Origin of the sequence: Maridesulfovibrio sp. FT414 (assembly GCF_050916235.1) — a bacterium.
GTDB lineage: Bacteria > Desulfobacterota > Desulfovibrionia > Desulfovibrionales > Desulfovibrionaceae > Maridesulfovibrio.
On record NZ_CP104854.1, the window covers coordinates 3,968,066 to 3,990,915 of the forward strand.

The window sequence follows — 22,850 nt, forward strand, 5'->3', positions numbered from 1 at the left end:
TGATTTCGCCTCAGGCCCATCAGTTCTCCAAAACCACCACGGCGGCGGCGTTGTCACGTGCATGGGTAATGGATATGTGTATTCCTTGTACCCCCATATTGTTGCTTCGTTCAAGGGCTTTGCCCAGAAAGTTCAACTGCGGGGCACCTGATTCATTGCGTGTGATCTCTATGCAGTGGAAGGTTATGCCTTCAGCAAATCCGGTTCCGAGTGCTTTTACAGCCGCTTCCTTTGCCGCAAAGCGTGCTGCCACGTAGGGAACAGGATCTTTTCCCGGTATAAGCTCTATTTCAGCCGGGGTAAGAATTTTTTCCGTAAACCGTTCGCCGAATTTTTCAAGCGAACTACGGATGCGGTCAAGTTCAGTTATGTCTATTCCAAGGCCGATAATCATGTTTAAGTTGTACTAGCCTGGTAGAAGGTTTAATTTTGATAAACAAATAGGCGTTCCAAAGGTAAACCTTTTGTAAAAGTTTTACCTTTGGCCGCCGAAGGCATTTCAAATTTCTTGGTTAATCAACAAAAGTCCTGATCAAGTCTACCATGTCACGTACAGCACGGTCTATGCCGACAATGATGGCCCGGGACATGATGGAGTGGCCGATGGAGTATTCGCAGATGCCTGGAACATCGGCAAAATCTAGGATGTTTACGTAATTGAGTCCGTGCCCGAGGTTTACCTTCAGCCCGAGGTCCTGACTCATTTTGATGCCGTCAATGATGCGTGCCAACTCGGCTTTCTGTTCTGCACGAGTGGGGGCATCAGCAAAGTGTCCGGTATGAATTTCAACAAATTCTGCACCAATTGCTTTTGCAGCCTTGATCTGTTCGGGATCAGCATCTATGAAAAGGCTTGATCCTATACCTTTTTCGTGGAGCGGGGTCAGATACTCAATCAGTCTTTTTTCCTGACCGATGCAGTTGAGTCCGCCTTCGGTGGTCAATTCCTCGCGTTTTTCGGGAACAAGGCATACTGTCGTTGGGACGATGTCCAGGGCAATGCGCTGCATTTCGTCGGTGGCGGCCATTTCAAAATGGAAATCCGTCTGAATGGTCCGGCTGATGAGTTCGATGTCGCGATCCTGCACGTGGCGGCGGTCTTCACGCAGATGCATGATGATACCCGCCGCACCGGCCAGTTCACACATGGCTGCAGCGATTACAGGGTCCGGTTCGGTTCCGAGACGGGCTTGTCTGACAGTAGCGACGTGATCAACGTTGACACATAAAAGGGGCATGTTTATATCCTCCGCTGGATTATTTCATAGTTGTCCGCCGGATTTGCATTCTGTTTTTGCGCCAATCGACATGTTGTCATTTCCGGCACTGAGCCCCATGGGCTTTTTTCGGGATTTTCCGGCCCGTAAAATGAAGGGCTCAACGACCCGGAAGGGCTGCCGGAGGCTTATAATGATTAAAAATACGGCTTGATACGTGGACAATATAGTTAATGGACCTGCTTGGCAACCGTCATATTTTCGTAACCTGGTTGCTGTTGACATCTAAAATGTAATGGCGTTATCCGCTCATGAGCAAAAAAAGACAGAGACGGATAAAACAATCTGCCGTCAGATTATAAACGAAATTATTAATCGAGAGAACTGCTAATGAACATTTGTATTGTCGGGACCGGATATGTCGGTCTGGTAAGTGCTGCATGTTTTGCTGAAATGGGTAACCACGTATGGTGCGTGGATGTTAATCCTGATGTTGTAGAAACCCTCAAGCAGGGAACAATTCACATTTTCGAACCCGGTCTCGAAGATCTGGTCAGACGCAACTATGAAGATGAGAGACTTTTCTTCACCACTGACCTGAAAAAGGGCATGGAGAAAGCAAAGTTTGTGTTCATCTGCGTGGGCACTCCCTGCGGGGCTGACGGCAGCTGCGATCTGCGTTATGTTGAAACCGTTGCCCGCGAGGTCGGTCAGTCCATGACCGAGCCCAAGATTATTGTTGATAAGTCCACTGTTCCAGTAGGAACCGCTGACAAGGTCCGTTCCATCATCAGGGAAGAGCTGAACAAACGCGGTCTCAATATTGAGTTCGATGTGGCTTCCAACCCCGAGTTTCTCAAGGAAGGCGATGCGGTAAGTGATTTCATGAAGCCGGACCGTGTTGTGGTCGGTACCGAGTGCATGGCAACACGCAAGGAGTTTGAAACTCTCTATGCTCCTTATGCCCGCAGTCGTGAAAAACTTATTTTCATGGGTACCAGAAGTGCCGAGATGACCAAGTATGCAGCCAACTGCATGCTGGCGACTAAAATTTCCTTTATCAACGAAATGGCCGGTATCTGCGAGAAGGTCGGTGCAAACGTGCGTGAAGTACGTATCGGCATCGGTTCAGATCACCGCATCGGCTACTACTTCATTTATCCCGGTGTTGGTTACGGCGGATCATGCTTCCCCAAGGACGTGAAAGCCCTGATCAACACCGCTCGTGAAGTAGGAGCCAAACCTGAGCTTATTGAGGCCGTTGATTCCGTCAACAATCGCCAGAAGAAAGTGCTGGCCCGCAAGATTCTCGATTACTATGAGCCTCAGGGCGGAGTTCGCGGTAAAACACTTGCATTGTGGGGACTTGCATTCAAGGCCAATACAGATGATATGCGTGAGTCTTCGGCGCTTGCAATTATTTCGGAACTGACAGCCGCCGGTATGAAGATCAAGGCGTTCGACCCGGTCGCTCACAAGAAGGCGGCAGAGATTCTGCGCGATAATGATCTGGTGGAGATTGTTCACAACCAGTATGAGGTTCTCGAAGGGGCAAATGCTCTTGCGGTTGTAACCGACTGGAACCAGTTCAGGAACCCTGATTTTGACCGGATAAAGGATGCGCTGGTTGCCCCGATTGTGTTCGATGGCCGAAACCTGTACGATCCTGTCTCCATGGGAGATGCCGGATTTGCTTATTTCAGCGTAGGCCGCAGAGCGGTAGGCGCAGATAAATAGTTAATTAAAAGTTAAGGCCCGCCGTAAGGCGGGCCTTAAAATTTTAGGGGTCCAGAGTTTTCATTGAAGACCTTAACTGCAGTTCCTGCAGAATAAGTCTTTCATACTCGGGATTGAACGGAACCTGTTCCTGATTATCCTGATCCAGCATTTTGGCAAGAAATTGTGTTTCTTCCCAAAAGTCCAGAAGTTCTTCATTAGCTAGTGATTTGATCTGGTCTTCCAGAGTCACGTTTTCTGCGGGGGAAAACTGAGCCATGCGAGTTCATACCCTCCTGAATCTTCGCCATTCAGCTTCATTATTAACTTTACAAATTTCAGTAATAGTCATTTATGCTGGGCTAGTCAATTTAAGGTGGGACAAAATAATTCGGATTTGACTTATAATTTGACGATTATCTTGCAAATATTTCAGATCAATAATATTATACAGTCAGTATCAGCCTTGTGCTGTCCATAAGTGTAAAAAAATGGTTACTCATGTTAATCGTCCATCATAAAAGCAACCAAACGGGGGGCAGGTATGGAAGAAGGTAAGAAGATAACTCTAGATGCTGAACTTATTCAGCTTGTTACCTTCAGTATCGGTGATGAGGAATTCGGGGTTGATATACTCAAGGTACAGGAAATTATCAGAACCATGGAAATTACTAAGGTTCCCCGTGCCCCGAAATTTGTTGAAGGTGTCATCAACCTTCGCGGTAAGGTTATACCCATCATAGACCTGAGGAGCAAGTTCGGCCTGAAAACCAAGGATCATGATCAGCAGACCAGAATCATCGTTATTGAAATCAATGACATGATTGTGGGTTTTGTTGTCGATTCCGTTTCCGAGGTCCTGCGAATTCCGGCATCCACGGTAGAGCCGCCGCCCCCTGTTGTTTCCGGTATGGATTCTGAATACATCAGCGGTGTAGGCAAGCTTGCAGACAGACTGCTTATTCTTCTTGATCTTAACAGGCTTCTTTCCAGCGAGGAACAGGACCAGTTGTCACAGGTATAGTCTGTTGACTTTTCCGGGGATCAACCGATTTAACAGATACCCCGACTGAATTTTCTGTTCTCAGGCTGTTAATTCCAGTTTATGTTTCAATTTGCTGGACATCGAAGCAAATACTCTGCAAAAAAAAGTCGTCCGCTGTCTCAGGCAGCCGGGCGACTTTATTTTTATCATTCCTTGGAGCCAAATTGTCCTTACCATCTGAACTTTCCGCTTTTGCCAATGGAAGCGGAAGCAATGTACGCGTTTTCAAGAGCGGGCTTGGAACACAGGCTTTTACCGCTCAATATCTCCATTCCCGCGGACAGGGCGTGGTTATTGTCGCGCCCGGAGCCAGAGAGTATGCGGAACTAAAAGCTCTTCTGACCCTTTTCAGCCGCAATGGCGGGGGAGAGTCCGGGCTTGCAGTTCCCGCGTGGGAGCGCGACTGGGTTTTTCTGCCACCTTATCTCTGTAAATCCCCCACTGCGGCCGAATGGGCCGAGCGCTGGGCCGCGCTGCATGGACTTACCCGTGGAAGCAGGCAATCTGTACTGATGACTGCCGATAACCTGTTGCCTCGCTGGCCTTCCCCGGCAGTACTGGAGAACAACTATATTGCACTCTCCAAAGGGGAGGAAATGGACCCGGAACTGCTCATGGAGCAGGCCGTTACCTGGGGATATACAAGGACCAAACTGGTTTCCGGTTACGGAGAAATGTCCATGCGCGGGGACATTCTCGACATTTATGCACCTGGTTATGACTTACCGGTCCGTCTTGAATTTTTTGGTGACATCCTGGAAGAGATCCGCGTTTTTGATCCTTCCACCCAGCGCTCAAAAGCCGATATGGACGAGGTTACTCTGCTGCCGGTGGCTCCGGCAATGCTCAGCGGCTCAAATGTGGAAGAAGCCTATGCTCATTGGGAGCAGCTTAAGAAGACCGGTGAAATTTCAGCGGAAGGGTATGCTCAGCTCGTGGAAAAGGCCGGAAATGCCGACGGCATGATCTGGCCCGGTCTTTTTTATCCCGAGTCAGTGGATCTCAAGTCATTTTTCTCTCAAAAATCAGTTTATATTCTTTCCTCTGCTTCCAACCTTCGTTCCAAACTTCAGGATCAGGAGTACGGCTGGCGGGCTTTTCTGCAGGATAAATCCGCTCATGGCGGCTGCAAGTGGCCGGTGCATGTGGTCTGCTGGAATGAGGAAAAGGCGCGTGGTTCGTGGAGGGATGAACGGCAGATAGTTTTTGAGGATCTTGTCATCGGCCGCGAAAAGGATGGGGTTGATCTTTCAGAAAGACCGATAACCGCATTTACCGATATTTTTTGGAAGCCGGAGCAGATGAAGCGCCCGTGGGCTGCGTTTGTTACCGCCCTCAAGGAGTGGAGTTCCGAAAGATTCCAGACCGTGCTGAGTTTTCGTTCTGAACGCTCCCGTAGAAAATTCCTGTCTCTCATTGAGCAGGAGCAGTTGGGTATTTCCACAGAATATTCTCCCTTGAACAAGGGTATTTATGCGCTCGTTTCCCCCTTGAAGAAAGGAATGGAGCTGGAGTGGAACCAGACCCTGATTCTGGGAGAAGATGTGATTCAGCCCGAAAGCACACAGTCCTCGCGAGGCAGGGACAAAGCTTTTGAGGGCATGACCAGTTACGAGGATCTGTTGCTGGAGGATCTGCTGGTTCACCGGGATTATGGTTTGTCCAGGTTCGGCGGCCTGCATCATATGAAGGTTGGTGATGTTGCCAACGATTACCTGCTTCTTTTTTTTGATTCGGACGACAAGCTTTATGTTCCGGTAGACCGGCTGAATCTTGTCCAGAAGTTCAAAGGGCCTGAAGGGGCCTGCCCTGCGCTGGACAAGCTTGGAGGATCACGCTGGTCCAAGACCCGCGAGAAGGCCAGAAAAGCTATTGAGAAGATAGCCGGTGAACTTGTGGAGATGTACGCCTACCGCAAGATTGCCAAGGGTTATGCTTACGGCCCGGTGAGCGACATGTACTGGGAATTCGAGTCCACCTTCGGTTTCGAAGAGACCCCGGATCAGGAAAAAGCCATTCAGGATGTGTTCCGTGACATGGAAAGCCCGGAACCCATGGACCGCCTTGTCTGCGGAGATGTCGGCTTCGGTAAGACCGAAGTTGCTTTGCGGGCTGCTTTCCGGGCTGTTCTGGATGGAAAGCAGGTCGTCCTGCTTTGTCCCACTACCGTGCTTGCAGAGCAGCATTACCAGACCTTTGTGCAGCGCATGGAAGGCTTTGCCGTGTCCGTCGGCATGCTCAGCCGTTTTGTTCCCAAACCCCGGCAGAAAAGGGTGCTTGAGGAACTGGCTTCCGGAAAGTTGGATATTCTTATCGGTACGCACAGGGTTTTATCCAAGGATGTCGAAGCGCCAAATCTGGGACTGCTTATCCTTGACGAGGAGCAGCGTTTCGGCGTGCGTCACAAGGAACGCATTAAAGAAATGCGCAAGAATATTGATGCGCTTACCTTAACTGCAACCCCGATTCCGAGAACCCTGCAGTTGTCTCTTTCCGGTGTGCGCAGCCTTAGCACCATTGAAACTCCGCCTGTGGACCGTAAGCCAGTTGATACAGCACTGATAGAGCGGGACGAGGCAATGCTTGCCTCGGTGGTCAAGCGCGAACTTGAGCGTGGCGGGCAGGTATTCTGGGTTCACAACCGGGTTCAGGGGCTTGAAAGGGTGGTTGAGTTTGTCACCAAACTTGCTCCTGAAGCCAGAATCGGAATGGCACACGGTCAGATGACGGAAAAGAATCTGGAGGAGACCATTCACAAGTTCTGGCACAAGGAACTTGATATCCTTGTTGCCACAGCGATTATCGAGTCCGGACTTGATTTCCCCAACGCCAACACCCTGATCGTTGATCAGGCCCAGATGTTCGGTCTCGGACAGCTTTATCAGCTCAGAGGACGTGTCGGTCGCAGCACTAGGCAGGCATATGCATATTTTGTGGTTTCTTCACTGGATTCCCTGTCGGAAAAGGCCAAGCGCAGAATGCAGATTATTCTGCAGCTTGATTATCTTGGTGCCGGTTTTAAAGTAGCCATGGAAGACCTGCGGCTGCGCGGGGCCGGAAATATCCTCGGAGAAGTCCAGTCCGGGCAGATGGCCAAGGTCGGCCTAGACCTGTTCCTGGAGATGCTGGATGAAGAGGTGCGTCGTCTCAAAGGTGATGACTCTGCTTCCGTCAGCGAACCTGAACTGAACTTCGTGTTCAGAGCCCATCTTCCCGAAGATTTTGTTCCGGATGGCCGGGAAAGACTCCGTTACTACCGCGCCCTTTCCTCTGCAGACACTGAAGCGAAGATTGAGGAGCTTGCCGCTGAGATCAAGGACCGTTTCGGTCATTTCCCGGAGGAAGTTGAGAACTTTATCTCGGTACTTTTCCTTAAGCGCACTCTGGCCCGTTTGGGTGTAATGCGTGCAGATCTTTTCCCTGCCCGTGTGGTCCTTTCCTGGGATGAGAAGAGCAATCCCATGGATCCGGTCAAACTGATCGGATGGGTGGGTGATCAAGGTGAAAGTGCAAAGCTGAAACCGCCGGCAAGTCTTGAGATCCGTTTTGATCAGGCCCTGCCAATATCCTGTGGTCTTGATGAAATCTGTAAGAAACTTGAATCACTTCTTTAACTTTTTGTTTAATAAAATAAATGGATTAATTGTTTATGAAGAGATTGGTCGTGTCCGCATTGCTGGTGTCCGTGCTCCTTGGAGGCTGCCAGACCAAGAGTGAAGAACCCGGTGTCATTGCCAGGGTTAACGGTAAACCCATTTATCTTTCGCAGCTCGATTACAAGTATGACCTGAAGCATGACGGCAGTGAGGGGTATGTGCCTTCCGTTGATCAGGTCAGGGCTGAGTACGGTCAGATGCTGGGCGATCTTATTGTTCAGGAGCTTGTTTCGCAGGAACTGGATGCGCGGGGTACGCCTGTTTCCGATCAGGAACTTAAGAAAGCCGAGGACGAAGTTCGCTCCGATTATCCGGATGATTCCTTTGAGCAGATACTTATTGAAGAATACATTGATATAAATGCCTGGAGATCCCAGCTTAAGTATCAGCTTGCCATGGATAAGTTTTACCGGGAGGCACTGCGTCCCGAAATCAAGATTGATTACAAGGAAGCTGAAGAATACTACCGGACCCATCTTTCTGATTTCTACCAGCCCGCTGGGTACAGGATGGTAATGGTCAAGGGCCTTGCCGAGGATCTGGTCCTCAAAGGGGTTGAGCTGTACCGTGAAGGACTCAGTCCGGAAGAAATATCTACAAAGCTTCGCAATGTTTCGGTGCGTGAAGTCTGGATAAGGGATGGACAGATGCCTGCCTCATGGAAGCCGTTTGTAGAAACTCTTGAGCCAGGTAAGGCCAGCCCCATTATCAATCAGGATAAGGAAATTCTCTGCCTCATTCTGGTCGAGAAGAAACCGGCCACTCTCCTCACTCCTTTGCAGGCTTATCCCAAGGTTGAGAAGGTGCTCTTGGAGCGTAAATTGAAAGATAAGTTCGAACAATGGCTGGATGAAGAATTGAAAACAGCCAAAATAAAGATCAGCAAAGAATTGCTTCCGGAGCTTGAGAAGAAGAGAACCGAGGATCCTGTTCAGGAGGAAAGTCAGCAGTAAATCCGATAAGAGGGCGTGGTGCCTTGCATAGTTGGGTGAAAGAGTTTAGTTAGTCAGAGGTATTTGACGGTTCTGAGCTTGTAAGCATTTTGAACCCTGACACATGACTCAAAGTCCGAATTGCCGGAATATATATTTATCGGGAGATTTCAATTGAAGCGCCTTATTGCTGCGATGATGACCGCGATGGTCCTTTTTTCTGCCCAGATCGGCAGTGCTGAAGAGAAAACTGTGGATGGCATCGTTGCCGTTGTTAATGGTGACATAATTACCATGTATGAACTGAACCTCAAGATGGCTCCGATTATGAAGCAGTTCAAGGGCAGGGAACTGTCCGCAGTGGAAGAAGAACAGATCAAGAAGATCAGGTCCCAGATTCTTGACCGCATGATCAATGACATGATCATTGATCAGGAAGCCACGAGACTCAAAATTGACGTAACTGCTCAGGATGTGGATGCTGAGATCAAGAGCATCAAGGAAAGCAGCAACCTGACTGATGAAGAGTTTGAGCAGCGCCTGGCTTTGCAGAAGACGAATCTGGATGAACTCAAGGAAAAATTGAAGAGCGATATCCGCCAGCACAGGCTTTTGTCCTACAAGGTCAAAAGCAAGGTTGTTGTTACCGATGATGAGATCAAGGCCGCATGGAATAGTACCCGTACTGCCGATGACAAGCAGGCAAAGAATGTTCATCTGAAGCTGATACTTTTCCCGGAAAACGTCTCCGCCGAACAGGTCAGGCAGCAGATTCTTGGCGGCGAGACCTCCTTTGAGGAAGCTGCGGACAAGTATACCGTTGGTCCCGGAGCTGGAAGCGGTGGAGACCTTGGTGTGCTTAAATGGGATGATCTCGCCCAGACCTGGCATGATGCCCTGCAGGGACTTAAACCCGGCGGAGTAAGTGAACCGTTTGATGTTCAGTCTTCCAAGGCCTTACTTAAACTGGATTCATACGCTTCGGTGGAGCAGGAAGCATACGAGGAAAGCAAGGACAAAATTTTTGAAAAGCTTTACAGACAGAAACAGGATGATGTTTTTGCTGATTTCATAAAAAAGCTCAGAGAAAAAGCCGTTATTGAGCTTAAGTAGAATAATTCGGGGAGAACTGTAGCGGAGTCGGACACGAAAGCCTTCGGTGGACGTGTATTTCGATCATTCGTCCGGGACCTTCCGGGCGTTCAGCCAGATTTATATCAAGAGGTTCTTATGGATTTGAAAGAGCTTGGTTCCCGACTGAGAGCGGAAAGGCAAAGGCAGGGATTGACAATTGAGCAGGTTATGGAAATCACCAAGATCAGCCGAGTCAATATCAATGCACTTGAAAACGGTGATCATAAAGAGTTTCCCCATGCCGTATATGCCAAAGGATTTATAAAGAATTACGCCAAGGCTCTCGGGCTGAATGCAGAAGAAATCGGTGATGATTTTTCGAGATTTCTGGCAGCCTGCTCTGATGGAGAGGATATTTTTCAGGTAGAACAGCCGCAACAGGATACTTATGTTGATACCGGCAAAAAGGGTTCGCTTGGAATTATTTTGATTGTTGTTTTGTTGGCAGGGATTGTCGGTGGACTCGTTTATTATCTTCATGACAGTTCGCTGCTCGATTTCGGTAAAAAGGACTCGGCAACCGCAACGATAGTCTCCGAGAGTGAGTCTGGTAAGGCTCCTGTAGAACCTTCAGGGTCGGAAGAGAAAGCGTTGGAACCGGCTGCTGTAAAGGAAGCCGATCAGAATGAAGTACCTGCTCCTGCAGAACAGGAAGCAGCTTCCAAGGCTGAGGTTGAGCCTACTCCGGCAGCTCCTGAACAGGAACCTGCTCCTGTCGCAGAAGTTACTGTTCCTGCCGCAACCGGCAACGTTGTGGTTGTTACGGCTAAGCCCGGACAGGCCTGCTGGCTTGAAGTTGTTACTGATGGTACACGCAGTGAATACGTGTTGCAGGAAGGAGACACTCTGTCCTTGCCGTACAGCGAGAATCTGAAGCTCAAGCTTGGCAACGGCGGAGGGGTTGATGTTCTTTCCGATGGAAAGCCTTTTGAGTTTGACGCTTCTAAGGGGAAAGTCGTGAATCTTGAGTTTCCCGTTCGCCCTTAGAAGTTAGTTGAATTAATTGCAAAGACAGGTTCTTGAAAAATGGTGAAATGAAAGGATCGAAAACAGTGCGAAATCGAAGTGTAGTTTTCATTCGTAAGAAGATGAATTTTTCGAATCACTGATACAGAGCTCCGTTCTTCAATAACCTGTTAGGGATAATTTTTCCGGCAGATGGAAGTCACAGAAAAGGTTGTAATACTCAGGACCGGAAAATTTAAGGAAAATGACCTTTGGGTCAAGTTTCTTTCGTCCGGCAGGGGCGTTCAGAATGCATTCGCCTTCGGCGGAAGCAGGAGCCGCAGGCGGTTCGGGGGTTGCTTTGAACCTTTTTCGCAGGTCCTGTTCAAGATCGGGACAAACAGGGTTGGAACTTATCAGGTCCTTCAGGAAGGTAGCCTGATAAAGGCATATCCCGGAATAAGAAGCGACATTCGGAAAATCGGGCTGGCAGCAAATTGCCTTAAATTTGTTGAGGCAGCGGTGCTGGAACGCGAAGGCAGCCGGGGAGTTTTCGAACTTCTTACTGAAACGCTTGATGTTATCGAAGAGGCTGAGCCGGATGATTTTTTCCCGTTGTTCTTCAGGGCCAAGGTCGCTTTTGAGCAGGGATACAATCCGGACTTTACAATTTGCTCTCAATGCGGCAAACCTCTGTTCAGTTCCCGTCCTGTTGTTTTTGACATTGAAAAGGGCGTAGTAGCCTGTCTTGACTGTGCCGATGGACACAGGGGGGACACAATCAGTGCCGGAACTGTGCGGACCTTGGCCTGGATTCAGGATACCGGACCTTCAAGCTGGACATCCCTGAAGCTGCCGGCTGAGATCCGGCAGGAATGTTTTTCGGTCATGGACCGTTTCATGGCTTATCATCTAGGATTGGTCTGGGAAGGAAACGGTTACAGGAAGATATGAATTTTGCTCTGTCTGATGCTGGCAGAGATAGTTTACAGGTCAATGTCTCAGCCGTTCAGGAGAAGACTCTGGAAGCTGAGCGTAAGTATCTGTATATTTTGTTCCCGAAGCGCACATTTTCCGGTTTTTATACAGCGCGAATAATTCGGAAAATGATTTGATAGATGGTTTTGTTTTTTTCTAGACGAGAGGAAAATAAATGAATTTTCAAGATGTTATTCTTAAACTGCAGGACTTTTGGTCTGACTACGGATGCTGCATTGTACAGCCTCTTGATATTGAGGTCGGAGCGGGTACATTCAACCCCTCAACTTTTTTCCGGGTAATCGGCCCCGAACCGTGGAATACCGCTTACGTTGAGCCTTCCCGCCGTCCCACTGACGGGCGTTACGGGGAAAACCCCAACCGTCTGCAGCACTATTTTCAGTTTCAGGTAATCCTGAAGCCTTCACCGGACAACGTACAGGATCTCTATCTCAAGAGCCTTGAAGTTCTGGGCATTGATGCCAAAGAACACGATATCCGTTTTGTTGAGGACGACTGGGAATCACCTACTCTGGGTGCCTGGGGGCTTGGTTGGGAAGTGTGGCTCAACGGTATGGAAGTAACCCAGTTCACTTATTTCCAGCAAGTCGGTGGAATTGACCTCAAGCCCGTATCCGTTGAGCTGACTTATGGTCTGGAACGTCTGTGCATGTACCTGCAGGGTGTAGAGTCCGTCTACGACCTTAAATGGAATGACAAAGTAACCTATGGTCAGATTTACCATCAGAATGAAGTTGAGCAGTCCAAGTACAACTTTGAACTGAGCGATGCCGCCATGTTGCTGGACCTTTTCAACAAGTATGAAGCGGAGAGTAAAAGGCTGTGCGAAGAAGGTCTGCCCCGTCCGGCATATGACTACTGCCTCAAGTGTTCTCACACCTTCAACCTTCTTGATGCCCGCGGAGCAATTTCTATCACCGAGCGCGCATCCTACATAGGCAGAGTCCGCAACCTCGCTTCCTCAGCCGCAAGGCTTTATGCTCAGGAACGTGAGGATATGAATTATCCCATGCTTAACAACGATTAAAAAACGGATACTGAAATGGCCGATTTTATACTCGAGATTGGAATTGAGGAGATGCCCGCCCGCTTTGTTCCCCGTCTGGGCATCGACATCAAGGATATATTCAGCAGCCTGCTTGCCGAAAACATGATCGATTTCGATCAGGTGGAAGCTTTTGCCACTCCGCGCAGGCTCACTGTTCACGTTAAGGATATGGCGCAGAAACAGCGCATGGTTGAGGAGGAAGTGTCCGGTCCTCCGGCAAGAATCGCTTATGATGCGAACGGCAATCCCACCAAGGCTCTTGAAGGTTTTGCCAAATCCCAGGGTATCGAACTTGACGCCATTTACAAGGTTGAAACCGACAAGGGCGAGTATCTTGCGGCGAAGAAAACCGTAGGCGGCGGGGATACCATTTCCATTCTGCCCGCACTGTGTGCCGATGCCATCAAGAAACTCAGCTTCCCAAAGAAGATGAAGTGGGGCGATCTTGATTTTGCTTTCGGTCGTCCGCTACGCTGGATGCTCTGCCTTTACGGTTCTGACGTAGTCGAATTCGACATGGCCGGGCTTCTCTCCGGACGTATGACCTACGGCCACCGCGTCATGGGTGCTGGACCGTGGGAAGTTGCTTCCGCCGACGATTATTTTTCCACCATCAAGGATAAATGTTCCGTTATCATTTCGCCTGTTGAACGAGGTGATTTCGTGCGTTCTGAAGGTGACAGGCTCGCTTCCGATCTTAACGGTTCGGTGGTCTGGAAGGATTACCTGCTGCAGGAAGTCAGCAACCTCGTAGAGTTGCCTGTGCCTATAATTGGTAACTTCGACAATTCTTTCCTTGAACTTCCTAAAGAAGTTCTGCTGACCAGCATGGAAAGTCACCAGAAGTGTTTCGGTATACAGAATGGAAACGGTGAACTGCTTCCGCACTTTCTGTGCACCCTGAACCTTGTTCCCACGGATGTGGAACTGGTTCGCAAGGGCTGGGAGAAAGTTCTCCGTGCCAGACTTGAAGATGCTCGTTTCTTCTGGAAGAATGACCTCAAGACCGATTTCGACACCTGGCTCGACAAACTTGATAACGTTGTATTCCTCGGTCCTTTGGGCTCAATGGGCGACAAGTCCCGCCGTATGGAAAGACTTGCAGCCCGTATCGCTGCCAAGGTTGACAGCTCTCTCCAGACCGAAATGGCCCGTGCCGGTCGTCTTGCCAAGGCCGACCTTGTTTCCGAAATGGTTTACGAGTTCGACAGCCTGCAGGGCATCATGGGCGGTATCTACGCCTCCAAGTGCGGAGAGGAAGACGTCATTTGCAAGGCGATTGCAGAGCAGTACCTTCCTGCCGGTCCGGAAACTCCGGTGCCCTCCACTCTTGGCGGTGCGATTGTTTCCATGGCTGACAAGGCCGACACTCTCGTCGGCTGCTTCGGCCTTAACAAAATCCCCACTGGCGCAAACGATGCCTACGCGCTGCGGCGCGCCGCTCTGGGCATTGTGCGCATGATTATAGATTACGACTTGAGAATTGACATCATTGAACTCATGGAGATGGCCTTCAAAGGTTACTCCACTGACATCAAATGGAAACTCTCCAAGTCTGAAGTGATTGAGAAACTTGGTGAATTCATTGCCAGCCGACTCCGTGCATACTTCACTGGACAGGGCTTTGACACAAGGGTTGTTGATGCAGCTCTCGGTGCCGGGTTCCGTGATGTTACCGCACTCAAGTCAAGGGTCGAGGCTCTGGCCGAATTTGCCAAGGCTGACGGTTTTGAACAGTCTGTTCTGACTTTCAAACGTGCAGCCAACATCATCAAGAAACAGGGAAGCGACGAAGGCGTCGAGCTTACCGGCGGTTTCGAAGCAGACCGTCTGGTTGAGCCGCAGGAAATCAAGCTTGCTGAAAAGCTCGATGAAACTGCAGACCGCTTCGAAGAACTCTGGAGTAATGGTGAATTCGCAAAACTGTTCGCAATCCTCGGCGAACTGAGACCTTTTGTTGACGATTTCTTCGACAACGTCATGGTCATCTGCGAAGACAAGGGCCTCAGGATGAACCGCCTCAATTTGCTCAAGGCGCTCGTCGACAGGCTTTCCAGGCTGGCTGATTTTGGGGCTCTGCAGGTTTAATTCATCCTGCTTTGCTGCGCAGAGTATAAAAATGCATTTTTTGTGTTTTTTTGCGATTAAAAATGTTATCCAGTCTTGACAGTTGTGGGTGTTCTTGGTTAAAGACACTCTTCGTTTGTACACAATCCCGTCTAAGCGGGTTAAAAAAATAGAAATTTAATTTTAAGGAGAAATACCTTGGCGAATCATAAGTCCGCACTCAAAAGGCACCGTCAGAGCGTTAAGCGTAACGAACGTAACACCATGATGCGCACCCGCATCAAAAACGTTGTTAAAGAAGTTCGTGCAGCTGTTGAAGCTAACGATTCCGATCTCGCAGCATCCGCTCTGCGCAAGGCTACCTCTGTTCTCGACAGAGCAGCCACCAAAAAGGTTATCCACTCCCGTGCTGCTGCACGCCGGATTTCCCGCCTTCACGCAGCTGTCAACAAGATGGCTTAGTGTCTTAAAAGATTAATTTTCTTTACAAGACGATCCAGCCCGTCGCATACTGCGACGGGCTTTTTTTGTTTGTATGATTTTTTTGAAGGCGATTAAAAGGCCGTCGGATTTAGTAACTAAAGTATTATCCTGGCATCAGCACAGAGTGGTTTTTCAATCCAGAAGTGAGTGGCAATGTTGCCGGAATTCAGCTATCAAGTTATTAGCAACTGCTGATTTCAACTGCACTTTTCAATTCTTCTGTATCTGGTGTGTCGTGCACAAGGAGTAGCTTTTGAGGGTTATAATTGTAGGGGCCGGGGAAGTCGGGTTCAACGTGGCCAGACGTCTTTCCGGGGAAAGCAAAGATGTTGTTGTAATTGATAAAAATGTACAGGCTCTCAGCAAGGTCTCAGACCAACTGGATGTTCAGACAATACAGGGGTCCGGTGCGAGTCCTGAAATTCTGGAGAAAGCAGGGATCAGCGAAGCCGATATTCTGCTGGCTGTTACAGACAAGGATGAAATCAACCTGATCGCCACTTTTCTTGCCAATCGTATTTCTCCTGACATCATCAAGCTGGCCCGCATTCGAAACGAGGATTACACTAAGTATTCCCACATGTTTTCCGAAGGCGACCTGCGTATTGACACCATCATCAACCCGGATGAAGAGGTTGTCGAGTCCATACTCAGGGTTATGAGTGTGCCAGGCGCCGTTGAAATCAATGACTTTGTCGGCGGTAAGGTCCGTCTGATCGGGGTAAAGCTTCCCGATGACAGCCCGTTGGCAGGGGTCACCCTCATGAACGTCCGTGAACATCTTGGCGATGTGGATGTTGTTATCGCCGCCCTTGTTCGTGATGACCGGCTGATTATCCCCGGTGGTCTGGATACTATTGAAAAGGGAGACATTGTATATTTCACCTGCATCCGAGATCAGCAGGATAAGCTGCTCAAACGTGCAGGAATCCTTTCCGATCCCATCCGCAAAGTGCTGATTGTCGGAGGAGGAAATGTCGGCTTCCTGCTTGCTCAGGCTCTGGACAAGATGAAATGCCATACCCGTCTGCTGGACCACGATCCTGATCGGTGTGCCGATCTTTCCGAAAAGCTGGACAGTGTCATCGTGCTTCATGGTGACGGAACCGATCAGGACCTCCTCAAGGAAGAGAATGTCGGGGAGCTGGATATGGTCATTTCCGTTACCGGGGATGAAGAGATGAACATTCTCTCCTGTCTGCTGGCCAAGAACCTTGGAGCTCGCAAGACCATTACCAGAATTAATAATTTTGCTTACATACCGCTAATTCAACCCATCGGCATCGATCATCTGGTCTGTCCGCGCCTTTCCGCCATCAACTCAATTCTTCATTTTGTAAGGCAGGGTAAGGTCATTTCCGCCGTTTCCATCAAAGGGGAGGAAGCGGAAGCTCTTGAAGCCATCGCTCAGGAAAATTCGGGTATTGTTGGCAAGCCCATTATGGATCTGAATCTTCCGAAGGGAACGCTGATTCTGTGTTTTCAGCGTGGTGATGAAGTTATTATCCCCTCCGGTGTAACTGTTATAGAACCCAATGACCGGCTGCTGATCATCTCCACACACAAGAATATTCCCAAGATCGAGAAAGCCCTGACCACCAAGTTGGAGCTGTATTAATGCGTTGGAAAGTTGTTCTGCACATAATTGGAGCCCTGACTATCTGTGTGGGGCTTACTATGCTGTTTCCGCTTGGTTTCTCTCTTTATTATCAGGATGACGGGATCGTTCCCCTTATCGAATCCACCCTATTTACCACTGTTATCGGGTTGGCTCTATTCTTTGCATTCAGGGATAGGGAAGGGAATAAGGGACTAAGTCATCGTGAAGGAATGGCGATCGTGGCTCTAGGCTGGGTTGCGGCCGGATTTTTCGGTAGCCTGCCATTCTATTTCGGGGAGGTTTTTCCCGGTTACGTTGACTGCTTTTTCGAGTCTCTTTCGGGCTTTACCACCACCGGTGCTTCGGTGATGACCGACATTGAACGTAATTCCAAAGGGATTCTGTTCTGGCGCAGCCTGACCCACTGGCTTGGAGGGATGGGGATAATCGTACTCTCGCTGGCTATCCTGCCTTTCCTGGGAGTAGGGGGCATGCAGCTTTACAAGGCAGAAGTTCCCGGTCCTGTCCCGGATAAGCTTAAGCCGCGCATCAAGGATACCGCTCTGGTTCTTTGGAAGGTTTACGTCCTTTTTTCCGCTATTGAGGCCGGGCTGCTCATGCTGGGCGGAATGGATCTTTTCGATTCTCTGTGCCACACTTTCGGTACACTGGCTACCGGCGGTTTCTCCACCAAGAATTCATCTGTTGCCTACTTCCAGAGTGCTTATATCGATTACGTAATTACCGCATTCATGCTTATCGCGGCGGTTAATTTCAGCTTACATTACCAGATGATCAAGGGCCGTCCGTTACTTATGTGGCGAGATCCGGAATTTCGCTTTTTTGGAGTGATAACTCTGGTGATTACAGCCGTGATTACCATTTCGGTGTACTCGGCCACAGATTATGATTCTTTTTCCGATGCTTTCAGGTATACTTCTTTTCAGGTTGCCTCAATTATCAGTACGACCGGATTTGCCACTGCCGATTACGAAATCTGGCCTGCCGTGGCGCAGGGGCTGCTGCTTCTTTGCATGTTTCTGGGCGGGTGTGCTGGGTCTACAAGTGGAGGCATGAAGCACTTACGTATCATGCTTCTTTTCAAGCAGGCGTATCAGGAAGTATTCCGTATTATTCATCCCCGTTCGGTAAACAGGGTCAAGCTGGGCAAGACTGTAGTTCAGCCGGAGACCATGAACGATATTCTCGGATTCTGTGTGCTCTGGCTGGGTCTTTTTGTTCTCTGCGGACTGATCGTCGCCGCAACCGGAGTTGATGTGGTATCGTCCTTTGCGGCTTCTTTGGCCTGTATCGGAAACATAGGTCCCGGTATTGGAAGTGTAGGTCCTACTGATAACTATGCCCACATACCTGACATCGGGAAGTGGGCTCTGATCTTCAGCATGTTGCTGGGGCGGCTGGAAATATATACGGTTATTGTGCTTTGTGTTCCGGAGTTTTGGCGTAAGTAAAGAAAATCCGGCGGCTCTTACAGGACCGCCGGATTTTTATTTTTTCCACTTACGGGAATATTTCTTCTTTTTACCGTCCTTGCGCCGGGTTTTTTCGGCTATTTCCTCTCGATTTTTTTCGGCTTCTTCCTTCAGCTTCAGGTAGTTCTCCAGCCTTCGCGGATCAATTGATCCAGCCTCAAGACCTTCACGTACAGCGCATCCCGGTTCGCGGTTGTGGCTGCAGTCGGCAAAGCGGCACATTTCTTCGGCTCTGGCAACTTCATGGAAAGTCTTGTTGATTCCGGACATGCAGTCGTGAAGCTGTAGTTCCCGTATCCCGGGCACATCCACAAGTATTGCCCCTGAAGGCATGACGTGCAGGGAACGGGTCGTAGTTGTATGGCGTCCTTTGCTGTCGCCTTCGCGGATGGCCCCGGTTTTCTTCTTTTCAGTACCGTTGACCGTATTGAGCAGGGTTGTTTTGCCGACTCCGGAAGATCCCAGAAGAACAACTGTTTCTCCCTGACGAAACCATTTGTGGAGGACTCTTACACTTTCCGTGTCTTTGCCGTTGATAGTCAGGATTTCAATGTCGGGGAAAAGTTCTTCTGCCTGCCTGCGGTATTCATCCGCTTCCCCTGTCAGGTCTTCTTTGGTCAGAACGAGCACGAATTCGATTCCGGCTTCCAGGGCCAGACAGATGTACCTTTCGATGCGATTAAGGTTGAACTCTTCGTTGCAGGACGAAACAATGAACAAGGTGTCAATATTCGCAGCGATGGGTTGAAGTTTTACTTCTTGCCCCGGTGCCATGCGTTGCAGCAGACTTGTCCGGTCCAGAACCCTTTCAGGTGTCATGGTTTCGCGGTCAAGCAGAAGCCAGTCACCGACAGTGGGTTGTTCGTTTAGGCTGCCCACACCTTTTTCAGCAATCTGAAGCAAATGTTCTTCATGGCCTGTATTAACAACAACATGGCCACGGTGAGTGATGGTTACCCTTGCTGGGATCAGATGTTTTATATCTTTGCTGGATAACTGTTTTTCAAAGACTTCTTTCCAGCCCAGTTCGGCAAGTGAAAATTTAGTGGAGGTCAAAGAATCCTCTGTTTCTGACAGGTTAAAAAAATGGTTGAAGCATAAATTTTTAATATACGTCACAAACAGATAACAGGCAAGTTTGCTGAAGCGTGTGAAAACGGTAGTCGGTTTAAGCTGAATTCTTTTGTTTTGTCAGTCCGGGGCGTGTTGTGCTTTCAATATATTTGTGTGTGTGCTATGTTTGAGGTGAAAAATACCGGTTGGCTTTGATAATAAATTGAACATCGGGGGCGACATGAGCAGTGAAGTACGTGAGCTGATCAAAAAGTTTCTGCCTGATTACAGTATATCTCGGTTTGGGAGTGTTTATACCGATACAACCGAGTTCATGAATATGGATTACGGGGATTTGATCAAGGTTGGCGACGAGCATTTTCTGGTATTGAAGAATGAACAGGAAAGACGTTTCGGCCTCGCTGATCCAAAGTACTGGGTTAAAAGATGTCGGCATCTTGAAACCAATGAGCCGAAGATTATCAAGCTGGTGTTTTACGAAAAGTTTCCCATGAATATCGGCCCGTTCAAGATTCAGTGTTTCAGAAGTCCCCGCAAGGAGGCAAGGATACTTGATCTTGTCCGTGGGGACATGAGGTTCATGCAGGGGTATTCAAACGACGACATCGTTGGGAACAATGTGAGGGTTCTTGACGTTATCCGCGGTAAGCGCCTTGATGTTGTGGTTCATGATATTCCGGTGGATCATCGGACATACTTTTATGAGTATTTCCCGGACATATTTGAGAAATATATTGATTCCTGTGCTGCAATAAAGTTTTTGCATGACAACGATGAAAAGCACGGAGATGTCCGCCGTGACCATTTGTGGGTGGAAAGTGAAACTGGAAATTACCGCTGGATTGATTTCGATTATGCTTTTGATCTTTATGAGAATCCTTTCGGACTCGATATTTTCGGGTTGGGAAGTATTCTCATTTATCTTGCGGGAAAAGCCAACCTCACGCCGCAGACACTGCGTGAGCATGGGGTAGATCCGGCTGTACTTTCAGTTATCGGGGCTGGTGACTACTCGGTTGTCATTGGAAACAGGGTGGTGAATCTGCGAAAAATTTATGAATATATACCATCTTCTTTAAATAATATTCTGATGCATTTTTCATCATCAAGTTCTGTTTTTTACGAATCCGTTGATGAGCTAATGGTGGATATGAATAAGTGTCTTAAGGAGATTAGGGGACTCTAGTCTGGGTGTTTATTACAACGAGGAGGTTAGCACAATGGAATGTATGAAGGTGCTGATTGCTTTTGACGGTTCAGATAACTCATTCAAGGCTGTTGAATACGTTGGTGAAATAGCACGGAATTGTTCTGGGAGCGAAATTTGTCTTCTTTATGTGGAAAGGTTACCGGATAAGGATCTGTTTCCTGATGATGAATCATGGAAAAATAAATGTGGAGATACTGAGCGGGATATTCGGCAGAAGCTTGAAGAAGCTCGCGATAAGCTTGTGGATATGGGTGTTCCGCAGGAAGAGATTTCCGTGGAATATTTTGCCAGCTGCAAATCGCCTTTTCATGATAAGGATATCTGTTCTACCGGGCGCAGTATAGGAATGGATATTCTGAGGATCAGGGAGGAACGTGGTTTCGGGACGATTGTTATCGGCCGGCGCGGTGTGAGCAAAGCCGAAGAATTTCTGTTCGGTTCGGTCTCAACCAAGGTTGTCCAGTCAGCTGTGGATTGTACTGTTTGGGTTGTGAGTTAGTAAGGAAAAAGAAGAAGGTAACCATGCCCCGATATGCGCTTCTTGTTCTCACGATGATTCTTTTGGCTGTGCCTTCCGTTGCACATGCATCCTTCAGGGTGTTACTGGTTGAAAGTTATCATTCCGAATACTTGTGGGATAAGGAAATGATTTCCGGACTTGAGTCTGTGCTGAAAAATGAAGCTGAATTAGTAACTTTTCAAATGGATACCAAGCGTACTCCTGAAGAAAAATATACGGAACAGGCTGAGCTGGCATGGAACAGGTATCTTGAGGTAAAACCTGCTGTTGTTGTTTTGTCCGACGATAACGCCCTCAAATATCTGGGACCAAAGTTTATGGGGACCGAGACTCCGGTGGTATACATGGGGGTGAATGAAAATCCCAGAAATTATATCACGCTAAATAAAAATATTACCGGCGTTCTGGAGCGCCCATTATATAAGCGCACAATCAAATATATAAAAGAACTGCTACAAGTAAATAAGGATGGAAAAATTCTTATATTACTTGATGAGAGTACGACAACAACTGCATTCAAAAAGTCTGTGTTCTATAGTCATGACAGCATGGAAATCAGCGGGGTGACGACTGACATCAAACTGATTTCAAGTTACAGCGAATGGAAAAAGACGGTTCTTGATTCGGTGAAGACCGGATATAAGGCCATTGTCATCGGATTGTACCATCGTGTTTTTGAAGACGGCAAATATATCGACAGCGAGGAGGTTTTGGACTGGACCTCAGCCAATACTCCTGTCCCGTTGTTTGCCTTCTGGAGAATGAGTGTGGGAAAAGAAAAGGCCATTGGTGGAATGGTTATCAGCGGGGAAGAGCAGGGGGCAGCGGCAGGGCGTCTGGTCCTCAAGATTCTCCATGGAACACCGGTTCAAAGTCTGCGGCCTGTTATTCCGGAGCAGGGGCGTTTTGTCTTCAGCAAGTCTGAGCTTGAACGGTGGCGAATCCGGCTTCCTTACAAGATCAGACAGCAGAGTGAGTTTGTTCCGTGATTTCTGCTGGTCTTTGTATGTTTTCTAGTGGCGGGGCAGGAAGACAGCTCCTGCCCTTCTTAATCTTACGATTGTGTTACATCCTGAATGTGTCCTTGACTCAAGGATTTTGCTGAAATATTGATTTTTCCGTTTGGCAAAGTATGCAAGTACTTAGTGTATGAACTATGTAATGCCTTTACGGATTTTATATGAGTGATAAGCTGAATTTATTGTTTTTATGTACAGGAAATTCCTGTCGCAGCCAGATGGCTGAAGGGTGGACCCGGCATTTGAAAGGAGATCTGATCAATGTATATTCTGCCGGGATAGAGACTCACGGGCTTAACCCCAATGCTGTAAAAGTTATGTCTGAGGCGGGTGTTGATATTTCAGGACACTCCTCAACTCATATAGATGAGTTCCGAGATGTTCCAATTGATATAGTTGTGACCGTCTGTGATCATGCACATGAAACATGTCCATTTTTCCCCGGAGGATGCAAAGTTATTCACGTCGGGTTTGATGATCCCCCGCGGATGGCCAGAGAGATGGCGGAAGCAGGAGCGTCTGAGGAAGAACAGCTTGGTTGCTACCGAAAAGTTCGTGACCAGATCAGAGATTTTGTCGAGAGTTTGCCGGAAGGCCTTGTTTAATAAATTTTCAAGGTATTAAGCCGGAATCGCATTTGCGGTTCCGGCTTTTTTTGTTTTAGGCTTACATGTCTGACGAGGTCTCGGCAA

20 protein-coding genes are annotated in these 22,850 nt (G+C 48.5%); 16 read left to right on the forward strand and 4 right to left on the reverse strand.

All coding sequences use genetic code 11. The annotated features are described in order from the left end of the window. Window positions 1-19 precede the first annotated feature (19 nt). Both N7E73_RS17585 and N7E73_RS17590 read right to left on the reverse strand, forming a co-directional pair. Window positions 20-394, reverse strand: coding sequence for a holo-[acyl-carrier-protein] synthase (locus tag N7E73_RS17585; protein WP_432736230.1), 375 nt, complete (start codon window positions 392-394; stop codon window positions 20-22). A gap of 118 nt (window positions 395-512) precedes the next feature. Continuing rightward, window positions 513-1,238 (reverse strand): pyridoxine 5'-phosphate synthase, encoded by a 726-nt coding sequence (locus tag N7E73_RS17590; protein WP_432736231.1) that lies wholly within the window; start codon window positions 1,236-1,238, stop codon window positions 513-515. 369 nt (window positions 1,239-1,607) lie between these two features. Between N7E73_RS17590 and N7E73_RS17595 the strand changes: the two genes are divergently transcribed. Next, window positions 1,608-2,954 carry a UDP-glucose dehydrogenase family protein gene (locus N7E73_RS17595; RefSeq protein WP_432736232.1) on the forward strand — a complete coding sequence of 449 codons (1,347 nt, stop codon included), beginning with the start codon at window positions 1,608-1,610 and terminating at the stop codon, window positions 2,952-2,954. Between the two features lie 43 nt (window positions 2,955-2,997). On the opposite strand, the gene N7E73_RS17600 is transcribed toward N7E73_RS17595, so the two are convergent. Further along, window positions 2,998-3,213 (reverse strand): hypothetical protein, encoded by a 216-nt coding sequence (locus tag N7E73_RS17600; protein ID WP_432736233.1) that lies wholly within the window; start codon window positions 3,211-3,213, stop codon window positions 2,998-3,000. A gap of 264 nt (window positions 3,214-3,477) precedes the next feature. Here N7E73_RS17600 and N7E73_RS17605 point away from each other — a divergent pair, with 264 nt between their 5' ends. The 11 genes from N7E73_RS17605 to N7E73_RS17655 all read left to right on the forward strand — a co-directional run bounded on the left by N7E73_RS17605 (window position 3,478) and on the right by N7E73_RS17655 (window position 18,314). Beyond that, the gene (locus tag N7E73_RS17605) at window positions 3,478-3,957 is read left to right on the forward strand and encodes a chemotaxis protein CheW (RefSeq protein ID WP_432736234.1); all 480 of its coding nucleotides are present in this window, start codon (window positions 3,478-3,480) and stop codon (window positions 3,955-3,957) included. Between the two features lie 185 nt (window positions 3,958-4,142). Then, window positions 4,143-7,592: a transcription-repair coupling factor gene (gene mfd, locus N7E73_RS17610; RefSeq protein ID WP_432736235.1), complete on the forward strand. Its 3,450-nt coding sequence runs from the start codon at window positions 4,143-4,145 to the stop codon at window positions 7,590-7,592. A gap of 35 nt (window positions 7,593-7,627) precedes the next feature. Next, window positions 7,628-8,587 carry a SurA N-terminal domain-containing protein gene (locus N7E73_RS17615; RefSeq protein ID WP_432736236.1) on the forward strand — a complete coding sequence of 320 codons (960 nt, stop codon included), beginning with the start codon at window positions 7,628-7,630 and terminating at the stop codon, window positions 8,585-8,587. A gap of 153 nt (window positions 8,588-8,740) precedes the next feature. Then, window positions 8,741-9,679 carry a SurA N-terminal domain-containing protein gene (locus N7E73_RS17620; RefSeq protein ID WP_432736237.1) on the forward strand — a complete coding sequence of 313 codons (939 nt, stop codon included), beginning with the start codon at window positions 8,741-8,743 and terminating at the stop codon, window positions 9,677-9,679. 117 nt (window positions 9,680-9,796) lie between these two features. Next, entirely contained in the window at window positions 9,797-10,687 is an 891-nt protein-coding gene (locus N7E73_RS17625) for a RodZ domain-containing protein (protein WP_432736238.1), read from the forward strand. Window positions 10,688-10,858: 171 nt separating this feature from the next. Continuing rightward, window positions 10,859-11,599: a DNA repair protein RecO gene (recO, locus tag N7E73_RS17630; RefSeq protein ID WP_432736239.1), complete on the forward strand. Its 741-nt coding sequence runs from the start codon at window positions 10,859-10,861 to the stop codon at window positions 11,597-11,599. A gap of 199 nt (window positions 11,600-11,798) precedes the next feature. Next, on the forward strand, window positions 11,799-12,671 hold the full coding sequence (gene glyQ, locus N7E73_RS17635) for a glycine--tRNA ligase subunit alpha (RefSeq protein ID WP_432736240.1): 873 nt from the start codon (window positions 11,799-11,801) through the stop codon (window positions 12,669-12,671). A gap of 15 nt (window positions 12,672-12,686) precedes the next feature. Further along, entirely contained in the window at window positions 12,687-14,780 is a 2,094-nt protein-coding gene (gene glyS / locus N7E73_RS17640) for a glycine--tRNA ligase subunit beta (protein ID WP_432736241.1), read from the forward strand. 177 nt (window positions 14,781-14,957) lie between these two features. Next, window positions 14,958-15,221 carry a 30S ribosomal protein S20 gene (rpsT, locus tag N7E73_RS17645; RefSeq protein ID WP_432736242.1) on the forward strand — a complete coding sequence of 88 codons (264 nt, stop codon included), beginning with the start codon at window positions 14,958-14,960 and terminating at the stop codon, window positions 15,219-15,221. Between the two features lie 274 nt (window positions 15,222-15,495). Next, window positions 15,496-16,860, forward strand: a complete 1,365-nt coding sequence (trkA, locus tag N7E73_RS17650; RefSeq protein WP_432736243.1) for a Trk system potassium transporter TrkA — start codon at window positions 15,496-15,498, stop codon at window positions 16,858-16,860. Then, on the forward strand, window positions 16,860-18,314 hold the full coding sequence (locus N7E73_RS17655) for a TrkH family potassium uptake protein (protein ID WP_432736244.1): 1,455 nt from the start codon (window positions 16,860-16,862) through the stop codon (window positions 18,312-18,314). Before trkA ends, N7E73_RS17655 begins: the two co-directional genes overlap by 1 nt. Before the next feature lie 36 nt (window positions 18,315-18,350). Here N7E73_RS17655 and rsgA read toward each other — a convergent pair whose 3' ends face one another. Next, the gene (gene rsgA / locus N7E73_RS17660; protein WP_432736245.1) at window positions 18,351-19,391 is read right to left on the reverse strand and encodes a ribosome small subunit-dependent GTPase A; all 1,041 of its coding nucleotides are present in this window, start codon (window positions 19,389-19,391) and stop codon (window positions 18,351-18,353) included. Window positions 19,392-19,629: 238 nt separating this feature from the next. Here rsgA and N7E73_RS17665 point away from each other — a divergent pair, with 238 nt between their 5' ends. The 4 genes from N7E73_RS17665 (at window position 19,630) to N7E73_RS17680 (ending at window position 22,763) form a co-directional block, all read left to right on the forward strand. Beyond that, a complete protein-coding gene (locus N7E73_RS17665) occupies window positions 19,630-20,595 on the forward strand; it encodes a serine/threonine protein kinase (protein ID WP_432736246.1) in 966 nt (321 codons plus the stop codon). A gap of 34 nt (window positions 20,596-20,629) precedes the next feature. Next, entirely contained in the window at window positions 20,630-21,118 is a 489-nt protein-coding gene (locus tag N7E73_RS17670) for a universal stress protein (protein ID WP_432736247.1), read from the forward strand. 23 nt (window positions 21,119-21,141) lie between these two features. Continuing rightward, complete coding sequence (locus N7E73_RS17675) at window positions 21,142-22,128, forward strand: ABC transporter substrate-binding protein (protein ID WP_432736248.1); 987 nt, start codon at window positions 21,142-21,144, stop codon at window positions 22,126-22,128. 191 nt (window positions 22,129-22,319) lie between these two features. Further along, window positions 22,320-22,763: an arsenate reductase ArsC gene (locus N7E73_RS17680; protein ID WP_432736249.1), complete on the forward strand. Its 444-nt coding sequence runs from the start codon at window positions 22,320-22,322 to the stop codon at window positions 22,761-22,763. The last annotated feature ends 87 nt before the right edge of the window (window positions 22,764-22,850 follow it).

Coding starts and splice junctions, on each gene's coding strand:
- N7E73_RS17665 (WP_432736246.1), top strand. CDS start 19,630: ATGAGCAGTGAAGTACGTGAGCTGATCAAAAAGTTTCTGCCTGATTAC.
- N7E73_RS17625 (WP_432736238.1), top strand. CDS start 9,797: ATGGATTTGAAAGAGCTTGGTTCCCGACTGAGAGCGGAAAGGCAAAGG.
- N7E73_RS17585 (WP_432736230.1), bottom strand. CDS start 394: ATGATTATCGGCCTTGGAATAGACATAACTGAACTTGACCGCATCCGT.
- glyQ (WP_432736240.1), top strand. CDS start 11,799: ATGAATTTTCAAGATGTTATTCTTAAACTGCAGGACTTTTGGTCTGAC.
- N7E73_RS17675 (WP_432736248.1), top strand. CDS start 21,142: ATGCCCCGATATGCGCTTCTTGTTCTCACGATGATTCTTTTGGCTGTG.
- N7E73_RS17600 (WP_432736233.1), bottom strand. CDS start 3,213: ATGGCTCAGTTTTCCCCCGCAGAAAACGTGACTCTGGAAGACCAGATC.
- N7E73_RS17615 (WP_432736236.1), top strand. CDS start 7,628: ATGAAGAGATTGGTCGTGTCCGCATTGCTGGTGTCCGTGCTCCTTGGA.
- N7E73_RS17655 (WP_432736244.1), top strand. CDS start 16,860: ATGCGTTGGAAAGTTGTTCTGCACATAATTGGAGCCCTGACTATCTGT.
- N7E73_RS17605 (WP_432736234.1), top strand. CDS start 3,478: ATGGAAGAAGGTAAGAAGATAACTCTAGATGCTGAACTTATTCAGCTT.
- N7E73_RS17670 (WP_432736247.1), top strand. CDS start 20,630: ATGGAATGTATGAAGGTGCTGATTGCTTTTGACGGTTCAGATAACTCA.
- recO (WP_432736239.1), top strand. CDS start 10,859: ATGGAAGTCACAGAAAAGGTTGTAATACTCAGGACCGGAAAATTTAAG.
- N7E73_RS17595 (WP_432736232.1), top strand. CDS start 1,608: ATGAACATTTGTATTGTCGGGACCGGATATGTCGGTCTGGTAAGTGCT.
- N7E73_RS17680 (WP_432736249.1), top strand. CDS start 22,320: ATGAGTGATAAGCTGAATTTATTGTTTTTATGTACAGGAAATTCCTGT.
- glyS (WP_432736241.1), top strand. CDS start 12,687: ATGGCCGATTTTATACTCGAGATTGGAATTGAGGAGATGCCCGCCCGC.
- N7E73_RS17590 (WP_432736231.1), bottom strand. CDS start 1,238: ATGCCCCTTTTATGTGTCAACGTTGATCACGTCGCTACTGTCAGACAA.